The organism is Bacillus sp. ISL-77, assembly GCF_018613105.1.
The window spans coordinates 1-13,442 of record NZ_JAGGQY010000029.1; the positions used below are offsets into that span (position 1 = coordinate 1).

At 36.1% G+C, this 13,442-nt stretch carries 10 protein-coding genes and 1 pseudogene; 4 read left to right on the forward strand and 7 right to left on the reverse strand.

The features are described 5' to 3' along the window. The first annotated feature begins 333 nt into the window (after positions 1–333). The gene (locus tag J7E77_RS11225) at positions 334–1,077 is read left to right on the forward strand and encodes a polysaccharide deacetylase family protein (protein ID WP_214714344.1); all 744 of its coding nucleotides are present in this window, start codon (positions 334–336) and stop codon (positions 1,075–1,077) included. Between the two features lie 433 nt (positions 1,078–1,510). Here the strand turns inward: J7E77_RS11225 and J7E77_RS11230 are convergent, their stop codons facing one another. Beyond that, positions 1,511–1,864 carry a DUF6054 family protein gene (locus tag J7E77_RS11230; RefSeq protein ID WP_214714346.1) on the reverse strand — a complete coding sequence of 118 codons (354 nt, stop codon included), beginning with the start codon at positions 1,862–1,864 and terminating at the stop codon, positions 1,511–1,513. 457 nt (positions 1,865–2,321) lie between these two features. On the opposite strand from J7E77_RS11230, the gene J7E77_RS11235 reads away from it, so the two are divergent. Beyond that, the gene (locus J7E77_RS11235) at positions 2,322–3,326 is read left to right on the forward strand and encodes a DUF3231 family protein (protein ID WP_214714348.1); all 1,005 of its coding nucleotides are present in this window, start codon (positions 2,322–2,324) and stop codon (positions 3,324–3,326) included. 932 nt (positions 3,327–4,258) lie between these two features. Here J7E77_RS11235 and J7E77_RS11240 read toward each other — a convergent pair. The 6 genes and pseudogenes from J7E77_RS11240 to J7E77_RS11265 form a co-directional block, all read right to left on the reverse strand. After that, positions 4,259–5,545, reverse strand: a pseudogene (locus J7E77_RS11240) (IS110 family RNA-guided transposase). Between the two features lie 185 nt (positions 5,546–5,730). Further along, positions 5,731–6,255 carry a DUF2199 domain-containing protein gene (locus J7E77_RS11245; RefSeq protein WP_214714349.1) on the reverse strand — a complete coding sequence of 175 codons (525 nt, stop codon included), beginning with the start codon at positions 6,253–6,255 and terminating at the stop codon, positions 5,731–5,733. 858 nt (positions 6,256–7,113) lie between these two features. Continuing rightward, on the reverse strand, positions 7,114–9,669 hold the full coding sequence (locus tag J7E77_RS11250) for an ATP-binding protein (RefSeq protein ID WP_214714351.1): 2,556 nt from the start codon (positions 9,667–9,669) through the stop codon (positions 7,114–7,116). A 122-nt stretch (positions 9,670–9,791) separates the two neighbouring features. After that, on the reverse strand, positions 9,792–10,472 hold the full coding sequence (locus tag J7E77_RS11255; protein ID WP_214714353.1) for a M23 family metallopeptidase: 681 nt from the start codon (positions 10,470–10,472) through the stop codon (positions 9,792–9,794). 128 nt (positions 10,473–10,600) lie between these two features. Next, positions 10,601–10,972 (reverse strand): glycosyltransferase, encoded by a 372-nt coding sequence (locus J7E77_RS11260; protein ID WP_251028049.1) that lies wholly within the window; start codon positions 10,970–10,972, stop codon positions 10,601–10,603. Between the two features lie 107 nt (positions 10,973–11,079). Continuing rightward, on the reverse strand, positions 11,080–11,370 hold the full coding sequence (locus J7E77_RS11265) for a hypothetical protein (protein ID WP_214714355.1): 291 nt from the start codon (positions 11,368–11,370) through the stop codon (positions 11,080–11,082). Positions 11,371–11,557: 187 nt separating this feature from the next. Between J7E77_RS11265 and J7E77_RS11270 the strand changes: the two genes are divergently transcribed. Next, entirely contained in the window at positions 11,558–11,782 is a 225-nt protein-coding gene (locus tag J7E77_RS11270) for a helix-turn-helix domain-containing protein (protein WP_214714358.1), read from the forward strand. 9 nt (positions 11,783–11,791) lie between these two features. Continuing rightward, positions 11,792–12,004 carry a hypothetical protein gene (locus J7E77_RS11275; protein WP_214714360.1) on the forward strand — a complete coding sequence of 71 codons (213 nt, stop codon included), beginning with the start codon at positions 11,792–11,794 and terminating at the stop codon, positions 12,002–12,004. Positions 12,005–13,442 lie beyond the last annotated feature (1,438 nt).

The window sequence follows — 13,442 nt, forward strand, 5'->3', positions numbered from 1 at the left end:
ACTCCACAATCTGGCCCGATTGCTAAAAAAGGCATTATTCTTTTCAAGAATAGCGCCCGATTATTGAAGATCATTGTTTAACCTTATTCAAGATGAGCACCCACTACCTCAACGTACAATTACTAGTATTATTTGTACGTTGATACATAGCATCCTTTTGATTTATTCGTTATTCGAAAAATAAGTGTATTCAAAGTTAATTTGAGTACGCTTATTTCTTTCTATAAAATCAACAATCAAGTTAAACAAAGCCAAATTAAAAAAGCGACCAGTGGATATAATGACTGCATTTAACGCAATACTAAGGTAAGTATCATGAAAGAAGGGAATGACATGTTTTATAAACGTTGTTTTCTTATTGTACAAGGTTTTTTTATCTTATTTGTAGGACTAGTTTATTCCCCTAATTCAGCTCAGGCTTCAGCAGCATACCCATTACAAGTAAAATATTCTAATACAATGATTTATAAAGCACATACTAATCAAAAAGTGATTGCACTATCTTTCGACGATGGTCCAGACACTCGATTTACTCCTTTAATTTTAGATATTTTGAATAAATATGCTGTGAAAGCTACCTTTTTCTTATTAGGGACACGAGTTCATACCTATCCTGATATTACAAAACGAATATATAGTAAAGGGCATGCAATTGGTAATCATACTTATTGGCATCCCAAACTAACGGATACCGATGTAAAAAGTATGATATGGGAAATTGAAAAGAATGAACAAGAAATTTTTTCGATTATCGGTATTAAATCTGATTTGTTCCGTGCTCCATATGGAGCTTTAACTGAAGATCAGGTCAGACAATTGGGGAAAATGGGATATCGTGGTATAGGGTGGTCTGTAGATTCGGAGGATTGGAGAAGCCTACCAGCAAACGAAGTAAAACAAAAAGTGTTGAATGCTATTCACCCTGGAGCTATTGTCCTAATGCATAGTGCCGGACATTGGACACAAGACTTAACAGGAACAGTAAAAGCCTTGGATGAACTTATTCCATATTTGAAGAAGGAAGGATATATTTTTGTTACCATTCCAGAACTTTGGTCAATAGAGCACACTAATTAAAAGGGATTTTCCCAAATAATTGTTAAGCAAACTACTTCGTTAGTAAAAAAGCAATTGTTGAAGATCAAAGATATCATTAAATAAGGACTTAGACAAAGAAGCTTAAAGCTGGAAATGGGGGTATATTCGGTCATTTAAAATAAGATTTGTTACGGAAGGGAAGGTACTTTTTCAACCGATAATTTGAGATTATTTTAAGTGTTATTTTGCACATCCAACTTTAAAAACCCAGCTACCTTCACATGAAAAGATTAGCTGGGTTTTTTAATTATTTACATCCAATCATTGATAGAACTATTCTGATGAGTTTAGTAAAAAATAGCGACTGCTCATTGTTCAGTAATTGCGCCCGATTGTTGAAGATCAATGCCTAAATCTTATTCAAGATAAGCCCGCGTTACTTTAAGTGATTATTTCACAAACCAATATGCTATTATGTCTCCTCCGTTATTTCAATAATGTGTGATTCCAATTTTTTTCTTACTGGTTTAATAAAGCTTTTTCCTGCCCCCCAGTCCATATCCAAAATTCCATCTCCATTTCCTGCTGAAATACACTTTACAATTGTCACTCCGTTAAAATTATCAACAGTGACAGTTAACGTAGCTGTATTACCAGTTCGGAGAAAAAATTTTTCAAATACTATTATTGAAATCTCTTTTTCGTCTTCTCCAGTAACTTTATAATCCTCAAATATCAAAGCTGACTTTAAATCCTTGTCATTCATAATAAGTTGAACCGCTTGAAAAGGCTTTACATCCACAGTAAATTCAATATAATGTCTCATTTAATTTCCACTCCCAAAGAAACATTTTTTTCAGCAATAAGCTATCATCCCCAGAAAATTCTCCTTTAATATTGAACAATACGGCCCTTTAACTGATTAAAGACCAAGAAAAATGGACTGCTAAAACAGTCCATCTTTTTTCAATTCTTGCGCCCGATTGTGTAAGATCGGTTTCTAATATCTGTGATGCGGCGATATTGCAGAATTAAAGAAGCTTTTTATCTTAAATGATACTTAATTCTTCCCTTCTTCTCGCACTATTGCAAAAAACGTTAGGTGAGACCAGCTAAAATAATAAAAGTGGTGATGATAGGTTGTTTTATTATACCTTTACACACAAAAAATACTTCAGTAATATTTTTGGTCGTGATTTTTATTTTTTACCTTTTTATCATTTGTTGAATAAATTGTAAAAAGTTGTAAAAAATAGGCAAAAAGACCTGGGGAGTGGAAAATTTTGGATTTAACTAATCCTTTAAGTGCATCAGAAGTGGGAACTCTTTGGCTCACCTACCAAGAGAAAACCCTTATTATAGGAATTTTGGAATACTTTATCGAAACATCAGATGAACAACAAGGTAAGAATCTTTTGGGAGGCTTATGGCAAGAACTGAATTATTATTTGTTACAAATGGAACAGCTATTTAAAGAGCAAGGAATTGTAAAGCCTGTTGGATTTACAAAAGAAGATGTGAACCTAGAAGCACCTAAGTTATATGACAATGGATTTGACATTATGTTTCTTCGGATATTAAAAGAAGTAAGCATGGGCATGTACACAATGAATATGAATATGGCTTATAATGACCAAGTGATGACAATTTATGAAGGTCTATCAGCAACTTCTCAAAAAATTTATAAGTTATCTACCCTTTATTTACTAGAAAAAGGGATTCTCTCTCTTCCACCAAAAGTGACAATGCCAAAAACAGTTGAATTTATTAAAAACAAAAGTTACATGAGTGGATTCAACCCATTTAGTGACAAAAGACCTTTGAATGACATTGAACTTGGCATTCTTCATCATGGAATTGAGGCGAACAATATTGGATTTCAGCTCATTACTGGTTTTGCCCAATGTGCAAAGACTAAAGAGGTTCAAGCTTACTTTGTAAAAGGAATGGAACTTGCTAAAAAACAAATAAAAGAATTTCAAGATATTCTTTTGGAAAGTAACGTTCAATTTTCTGCAACTTCTGGAAGTACGGTAACGACTTCTACAATTGCTCCATTTTCTGAAAAACTCATGATGAATTGTATCTACCTTCTTAATGGATTCAGTATTGTGGGAAGCAGTTTTGGGACATTTTTTACTTTAAGAAATGATATAATCACGAAAAATGCTTTAATCGCCAAAGATATATTTTTCTACGGACAAGAAGGAATCGAAATTATGATTAAACATGGGTGGTTTGAAGAACCGCCACAAATGGAAGATAGAACTGGAATAATAAAACAGTAATCATTTCATTTTTAGGAGTAACAATACACGTAGTGTTATTTTTAGCACTAAAATTCAATGTGGAGGGATGTATTTTGAATACTTCACTTAAAGGCATACTATCGCCTTTGCTGAGTTTGTTGATTAAAGTTTTCTTCTTAATTGATAAGATAAACGTCAAGTTAAAATCTTCATTAAGAACGCCAACTTTAGCATAAGCATTAAGTGTCCAGTATTGAATAATTCCACATTGTTTAAAGAAAGTAAGCACAGCAATTGTGCTTACTTTTTTACTGAAGCAACACAATCATTAGCTGAACCTCAAACTAAGAAAGAAAAGAAGCCGAAATACGCTTCTATTCTTAAAATTGGTCAAAATCAAAACAAAAAACAAAATGTGCAGGGAACCTTGACAGTTTCGTTCATATCAGTTTAAGGAAAAACTTCACAATCTCTTTGTCCTTACCTATTTACTTTAAATGTGTTGTTCAACAATCTGGCCCTATTGTTGAAGAAGAACTAAAGACGATTCTTCAACTAAACTCCCTCTATATAGAAAGGAAAATCTCTCGATTTCTCTCATTTTCTCCAAATTACGTGGTAGTTTGTTTTAATATTCATTTGAGTATTGGAATAATGGTGTAATCAAGGATAATTTTGGGAACAAAGTGAAAAAGCGACTGATAGCTGCCAAACCCCACTTATCCAAAAAGTGGATAACAAGTTAAAGTATGGTTGCACTGGTGGATATCCACATTTCTCATGGAGGTCAACCCTCCCATATCTCACAGAGTCTTCGCTCCAAAATTCCTTCGTCCAACCTTTCCATGAGGTGGATGTCAGTCATGCTGCCCGACAGGGTCCTTGCCCGTATTTTAGTTGTTTTACTGACTAATCCGTGCTTCAAATGTTTAAACAATCAACCTACTAATAATTTCAATCAAAAAAGTAAATTAAGCTGCTACCTGTAATATAGCCATATGAGGAATGTCCCTTAACATGCGTTTTTCACTAAATTCACACTGCTTTTTACCGATCGTAAACAGAATACGTATGAGCTTATTACATATTGCAATTAGAGATTGCATCTTCTTCAAAGGATTATTTGAACGCTTTGTAAAATACTCATGTAATGCTTTAAATGCGGTATTTTTAGCGACCAAAGGCATTGCAACTCGAAAGAGGAGAGCTCTTAATGTCTTCCTACCTCTCTTTGTAATTTTTGTTTGTCCTTTGTGCTTTCCAGAAGTATTCTCCTTAAGACTAAGCCCAGCTAGTTTGATAATCTGCCTTGGGTGGGAATAGTAACTTAGGTCTCCTACCTTTGAAAAAAAGCCTGCAACCGTGTCTTTCCCTATTCCCTTAATAGCCAACATTTGTTCAACTCCTGGAATTTGGTGAAGAAGTTTATCTATGTTAGATTCCAGTTCTTCGAACTTTTCATTTATTAGTTCATATTTGTCTATTAAAGTGCGAAGCTCTAACTTAGCCATATCAGAACCTTCCCGAATGCCAATTGAAGCAACTGCAACCTTTTTTAGTTCTTTTATTTTACTGAGTCCCACTGCACGTTTAACAGCTTTTCAAAGATGTACTAGTATTTCTTGTTCAGAGAGATTTACTAACTCATGTGGCAATAAATTCAGTTTTAATAATTGTAAAGCAGCCTTACCTTCCCATTTTTTAAACACGGTTAGGAATTCTGGGAAGTAGCGGTCTATCCCATTATGGACTTGCCCTTGAACTGCTTGAAGATCAACAGATAGGAGATCACGTATTTTTCTAGCCACACGAAGTTCTGCATATACTCCTTGTGGAATATTAGGTTCAGCATATCTCCCGTCTTTGACCAACTGTGCGATAACTCTTGCATCCTTTACATCATTTTTAGTTGGAGAATTATCATCTAACTCTTTACTTTTCTTTACATGCATAGGATTTACGACTACAAACTTAATATTTTGTTCCTTAAGGAAGTGAGCGAGATTAAGCCAATAATGACCTGTCGGCTCCATTCCTACGATTACTTTTTTCATTTTGTTTTGATCCATTAACTTTTTAAGCCACTCTATGAAACAGTTAAAGCTAGAATTTGTATTTTCAAAGTAAAAGGGTGCCAAAAACTGTAAACCTCTAAAGTCTTGGGCTCTTGCCACATGCTTGTATTTAGCAATATCAACACCTATAATTAATGTTTGAGAAGTAATTTGAGCAATCTTTTCAATTTGGTTATAATTCATTTAAATAGCCTCCTGGTATATGTGTTTTGCTGTCCTTTTTGCCGCCAAGCTTTGGACACTCATATCATACCAAGGGGCTTTTTTATGTTCAAACCTCATATTTCTTCATTACAGGAATGCTGCCCGTTAGTGAAAAAGCGTTCCTGTTTATTACAGAAACGTACTCGTTTTTGAACAAGAAAAGGCTATTGTTCTTCATCATCACATAGCTCTTCAGCAATCAGCTTAATACGTTCCATTGTTATACCTTTCGTTTGTTCTACGGCTAAAGGATGTTCATTTGGTTCTAACTCGATATAGGGACTTACACCCACTGAACGAGTATGAACCATTGTTTTTAAATTTATTGTTTCAGGATAACAAGGGATTGAAGTTGATAACCAACCGAACATTGGCTCCAGTTCATTTTCTCTTCCTTCAGTTTCCCAATCCTCAATTGTTTTTTCGAAATTTGTTTCACTCAAAGAAACCCATACATCCCATATAAATGGTCCTTCGCCATCTAATACAGGTATTTCAATACAACCTCTAATAAAAAAGTGTTCATCATCAATTACACACAAACCATCATTCATTTCAATTCGACTTTCTTGCTCTTCTAACGGTATGTCGTGACAATAATCAGGAACAGGACTTCCATAACTCATAGGAAGTTCGTCGTGATACTTGCCGCAGCATTTACATACATAACCTTTTTGATAATTGTTCATTTATTTATCCCCCAATGAACTCTCTTGTTAGTACTATTCGATATTCATCATTCCATCCCTTCTTCAACTAAAATGCTTCGTCAGTCGAATAAAAAAAGGATCTCCGCAGCCACCCCAGTCCTATGCTAAGCACCCGTTAGCCATCCATGCAGCGGAAAAATCGTCGCTACACCACAGAGAATGAAAATGAGTTAGAACCGTCAATACTGATTCTACGGCTGGGAGAGGAAGGTCGATGAACTATGGTGCGTTAGAGCCCATCCGTTAGTCTGACTCCAACGACCACGGTGCACCACTGACTGTCGCTCCCTCAAATCAGATAGAAATCCTCTATGACAAAAGCCCCTGTTCTTTAATCTACATGGACTTGCTCAATACTAGCTATAACAGTACATAGAAATAATACGTCTTGTCGAATAAGTTCTTTACAAATAGGATCTGAACTCCTAATAAAGTCTTTTAAAAGTCTGCTGACCTCTATCTTTAATAAAAAAATTTCTTGCTCCTGCATTCCATTCTCGCCTCACCTTCGATAATGATTACCCATTTACCCATTAATCAAAACGTGGTAAATAGCGATTCATTTTCTTTATTTCCGCTTTCTGGTTTTATATAATTCTCCATCGAATTTTCTTTCCTTCTTGCACAAACCTAGTTATTTGTGCCAATTACTCAAAAATTAAAAAAGGCACCTCACGGGATGCCTTCAGACGTAGTTCAGAATTAGTTCCGAACTGATATATAAAAATAAAAACCCTCGACCGTCCAAGCCGAAGGGTATAGTTTGCCTCATCGCTGTTGTGGCTACTGCCTACAATCAGCATATGCACGGGCCAGACGATTAATGCAGGTCCCATACTATTTGGTACCTTTTTTTCTAAAATTATTTTCTTCTTGATCAATTAATTCCTCGATTTCATCATAATGCCTTCCAAACATCCTTGAGTGCCGTTTGGTTAAAAAAGAATTGTCATATGGTTTATATCGTTCGTAGGATGGCTTTAACATTCGGACTAAGAAAGCTGGTTTACGTTCTCCACCAAAGTTCAAAATACAAATAGCGTGCCGTGTTGTTTTGGTGTTTGGGATGTTTAAAGCTGTTTCGATAGAGATTGGCTGAAGCTGTGTTTCCAGCCTTTTAAAGGTGTTCTCGTTGTCATTTTTGAATAGCAGCCAATTAACCCCGCCTGATATTAAATCCTCTGAAATCTCCTTTAATTGCCCTAAGTGGTGACACGCAAAGATGCTTCCTAACCGTTCTTTACGTCCTTGAACAGCAATCCTAGACAATAACTTAGCAAGACCGGGATTATCGGATAAATATGTTTGAGGCTCGTTAAAGACAATAAAAGCCCCGTTCTCTTGATCATCTACTGTCATTAACATTCTTGTCATTAGCACTTTAAGTGTTATCCAATGTACTAAGGTTCTTACCGCCACGGTAGATAAGATTCTATCCGGCACCCTAAAGATAATTACCTTCCCTTCCCTCATCCATTGTTCCAGGTTCATTTCGTTTTTAGGAGGTTGAGCAAAGATTTCAAATAGCGTGGAATCCCCCATAAACTCATCTAATCGGTTATAGATTGCACTTGCTTTCCCATCTATGGACTTTTGCCCGTCTTTTGTACACTTCATATCTGATGAAGTAATTTCGCCTTTGCCGTTCCTCTTCTCCACCAGTTCGTATTCGCTGATATATTTTTCAATCTCTTCCGCTAACCTATTTTTGTTTTCATCCCGCAGCCTTTTAGCTGTTTCTACTCGAAATGATTCATTTTCAAGTAATCGCTTGATGTTGTATAGGCTTCCATTAGAGGCTTGAGCAAAAGCCCTTAATATCTTCCTGCTTTGCCCCATTGATTCCAAATCACCGAAGAAATCAATCAATTCATTTGCGAACCTATCTGCACCTTTTCTTCCTAACTTCTCCATTACTTCAGTTAGATCTAGTGGAGGCAAGTAATTATCATCAGACAAATCAATATCAATAATTTTTTCAGGAGGCAGACAGTCCCTTATACCATTTGCCATACCTTGCAATCCTTCTTTGTTTACCTGGTCAATGACAACAAAGCTTATATTGTGCTTTAACGAGGCTTCAGTAACAAAATTTTGAATCATGGTATCTTTGCCGCAACCCATTCCACCCATTGCTACATAGCCTTTGTAGGTTTCATCCGGATTTCCTAAAGGAATACCAACAGGAATATCATTACCTTTGAATTCTGCGTGGCCAATTAAAATGCTGTTGCTTTTGGTTTCGTGCTTTTTCAATGGTTCATCATTAAACGTAATCTTATTGCTGCCGATATTAATCACAATATCACCTATTCGCACACCAGCTTTCTTTTCCTTATGAACAAAAATAGAGGATATATCTGTCTCCACCTTCTTATTAACGCATAATTCATTTTCATACCGTTGTTGAATCGTAGAAGTAGGCATTTGAATAGCGACTTTTGCAATCTCATCACAAGATAGTAAGGATACATCCCCTTCCGTCATAGTTGTTTTTGATAAATGAAGAGTATTCATTTCATTAATCATTTCCCGCTTCCTAACTTTCAAGCGAATCTTATAGGGTAATAACTCATTATCTCCAGCTATTTCAGCAAAGGCACTGCTGATTGTATTGGCGACTAAATCCGCCCGGAGCTTATTTTCAGTTACGGCAGCTACACGGATATGTGTTTTCCAAACAGGTTGATTCAGCTTTTCCTGTGTCTTTTGAGTAACCTTACTGGAATGCAGCTCCTCAATTAAAGCGTGCTTACGACCAATAATCTTCTTCTTTTCAAATCCTTTATCACTCTTGAAGAAAGTGTTTGATATGGCATTCATAATGTCGTTAACAACGTCATACACTTCATTTGCAAAGGTGGATATACCTGTTTTAAGAGCCTTCTGTACCTTGCTAGGGGTTATTCTTGCTCTTACGGGTATTATCCCCTTTTGTAGTTTTTCGTTAGCCCACTGTCCGTTATGTGCCCATTTCTTACGGTCAAATGTTTCCGCACAAACCGAAAGACGGGCAAAGTCGCCATCCATTGAAATGTCATCAAGTGCCGTCAATATGGAAGCAATAGGTGTAGTTTGTTCTGAAGCTTTGACACCAAGTGAAAATATATCATGCCTGGAAAGTCTGATTTCTTGGAGTACGATTTCATTCGTATTGGGGATTTTCAGTGCATTAGTTTTAACCTCTTCTACAGTGACCTTCATATAATTTTCAAGGATTTCACGGAATTTCTTTGCCCATATTTCTGATGTGCTTACATAAAACTCAATCCGTTTCTCATTTCCATCCTGCTTGAATACCACATCGAACCAAATACTGTCCTTTTCACGATACGTTAATTTAAAACCTTTCTTACTTAGCCGCGAAGGAACATTGTCATAGATTTCATACATCTTATGAAAAATCCTCCACATCTTGGTATTGCTGTTATTCGTGACTGAAATATGAGGGATAATGCGATAAGTGATCATTTTGTTCCTCTGATATGCAAAGTAATCGGATAACTTGATTGACCTTATTTTGCGAGTAGAATCCACGAAATCACCCCCATCATAGCAAATCCCCAACGAGTGATATATTTCGGAAAATTACCTGTAAACATTATGGCTATTCCAGCTAATATCGTTATTCCAGTGCCTATCTCTGGCATTAAATCCGTTAGAGTATGACCAAGGGACATTAACCAGTCCTGTAAGGTTTCTTGTGCAGGTTTAACGACCATATTCATTTCGGCACCAATGACTTTATCAGCAAACTTATTGTACTTATCTAATAAAACACCGCCTATATCACCGAAATGAAAGTCATTACCTGACATATTCGAAACATTCTCCGCAACAGGTGTGGGATCCATCCAATGACCTGCAACATCCTTCATACCATAATGCAAATGTGCAGCTGTTGAGTGTCCTGAGTTCCCTGAAAAACCGATTGATTCCCCAGACGTTAAATGTTCCCCTGCCTTCACCTTAATCTTGGACATATGGCCGTAGATAGACAATGTGCCGTCATCGTTTCGGATAAATACGCCCTTTCCTAGATTATTGTTTCCAAAATCGACTACCCTTTCAACCACTCCATTCATTACGCTTCTTAATTCAGTTCCTTCAGGCATTGCAAAATCAATTCCGGGGTGTGGGACCATATTTCGAACCTCTGAAAGCTCACCGTATTCACTTGATAAACGAAATTTCATGTTTATTCCCTCCTTTTTGAAGGAATGCGTTAAAATTCAACGATTTCACTGGTTTGTTCTTGGAGTAAATCCTATAACCCAACAAACAGAGCATTATAATTGTTTTAATTCCCATCGTTCCCACCTCCTTATAGCTTTTTCAAGAAGTCTCTAATATCAACAGCGTGCCGTGCCAGGATATATCCAGCTGAACCGCCGATAATTAATTCCAACGCTTTGTTTCTATGGCCGAACATCCATGCAACCCCGGCAAAAACGAATACCCCGACTACAATCCAATCAACGATATTCATTACCGCACTCCACAAATTGCCGAAGGTTTGATCAGCTGTTGCCTTTGTTGCTGCTAATGCTGATTTTGGCACCAATAAAAGCATTAATCCGCCGCCAATACTGACTATCTTGGTTAATTTTTTATCTTCTAACATCTTCAATAGTTCATCGTTAGAAAATTTCTCATTGCTAACAAATCGTTTAAAATCAAGAGTTTGCGTTCTCATGCTGTCCACTCCTTGTATGTTTTTAAATTAATTGGGAATGATACGATTAAAACCAACAAAAGAAGGTGTTAAGGATGACATTTATTATAGGTGGAGCAATCGGAGCTTTAATTGGCGTTTTGGTCAATATCCTTAGCTAAATATGTGATGTTTTTCTTAGTTGATTTAATAACCTTCACACTAGACGCTTCTTGCGTCTTTTTTTCTTGTAAAAATTTCTGATTTTCTTCGAGATACTGCACCTTTTTCTTTTGATACTCACGGTCAACAAGAGTGCGAAGAAAGGCACTACTATTCCTCTTCTGACCATTAGGAAGGCTATTGACGAAGCGATATAACTCCCTTTGCTCTGGGTCATCTGTGTTTAAGACAAGAGTAATTTTCTTTAATCCCGGCATCTAAATTTCCTCCTTTCAGAACCACATCAGAAGTAGTTCATATTTTTCCTACCTACATCTGAAGGAGTTCCTACCCTGTGATAAAAGCCTATGCGATACCGTTTGTCTAAGTTTCCTCATTTTCCAGGACCTTTGGGTTTATTTTTCAGGACTTTTGGACATGAATGGGTCTAGGGAGTGATGGAGAATGTTTGGACTAGGAAAAAAACGTACGAAACTAGGGAAATGGATTGATAACAGGGGAATAACTCAAGCGTGGATTAAGGACAAGACAGGATTAAATAAGAATACTGTTGGTGATTTAGTCAATGATCCCGACCGTGCACCTACTCAATCCACTATGAAGAAAATTCTCAAAGCATTAAGGGAAATAGATCCTAATGTCAAAAGTGATGACTTTTGGGATATGTAGGCGGCAAAAATGAAGAGTAGAAATAGAAGTCTAACCCATATTTATAATGATCTTATTGTTGTTAAAACGAAGGATTTAGAAGAATGTAACCAGGAACTCGATACAGGTAATCATAATCAAATTGTTAGAAAAGCATTGTTGACCTATAAACACGAGTTACTGGAGTGTTTAGAAAAGTATGACCAATATTTAATGAATAAGGAGTATGTAGGAAAACCCTAAAACAATGGAGCTCCATAGACTGTTCCTTTTTATTTTGAATCTAGAATCAATATGCACCATTAGATTAATATTAAGATTATTGTTAGAGAATCAATTAAAACAGACAAAAAAACGCAAAAAACAAAGGGTATCGATAAATAATGTGCAATTTAATGATTTTTTTAAGAAATTTTATAGTTTTTTCACAAAAAACAGCCTATCTATAAAAGATAGGTTTTTACTTTGTTATTCCTTCAGCAATTCCACTGTTATATCAGCATCCGATTCTAATTGACTACAAAACAACACTTATTTTAATCGGCCGACTATGACTTTGGGATTTTTCATAAAGTATTTCGTCCAATCAATGTAAAAAACGGAATATTTTATAGGGCACTAACAATCTCGATACCTTAAAACAATTAAAAGGAGAGATAATCTTTGAATTATAATCATTATTTTCCTTCTTATCACCATTCAATTATGTTGGGTCAACAAAGTTTTCCCTCTTATATACAGTTTCCAACTATGGGACCACAAATTCCGCCTAAACTAATACCTCTAGCAGTTCTTACAAGCACTCCACATCCTGTTGAACCTGGAACTCCTACAATGCCAATCTTAAAGGGTAAGAAAAAGCCCATATATCAGCCGAGTACACCAGGTGGGGCTCAACCAATAATATAATATTAGCTGCACCTGGAACCAATTCGAGTACATCAGTGGAAGTATTTACTCATCCATATTGGTCTGAAACACAGCCAAGCATGAACCACTCTTGGCCTGACCCGTCTTACACTGGACCTTGGCTGTTTAATGGTGGGGGCTCAGTATCACACAACCAGGAATTCCACAACTGTTCGTTAAAGAAAGATTTAACGCAAAGTTAATTAAAGTAAAAAAGAGAGAAAATACTCTTCTCCCTCTAACTTGTCCAAGGACAAAAAAGATTGTACTTGGCCTATCTATTTATAGAAGTTTCTTTATTCTAAAGCCGCTCAAATGCGTTGATCTTATTTTATTGGACCCGCAGGTTACCCCAATTTTCATAAAACATCGACTTAGTTCCAATTTTGTCCATTATATCGTCCTTTACCTTTCTCCTTACAGCTCTTAGTATTCTTTGACAAAAACATTTAAAGGATATATGATAATAATAACAGAACCCACCACGCCTCTTAACAATGCGGACCAAGGTGTTATCTTTAGATAATGTGGGTCAAGGATATTTAAATAAAAGGCATGAACATATTTGACATATCAAATATGTTCATGCCTTTTATTGACCAAAAGCACCTCACAAACCCGTATTTTACGGTAAATAAAAGGAATCCATTTTGAAAAAAAGATTTGATCAAAATGGATTCTTATTTAGTAGATTTAAGTTTTGTTTTTATAAAAAAGTTTGATCTTTTAGTGCTGCGTTCTTCCGCAATTGCGCCCTTTAATGGAAGATGGT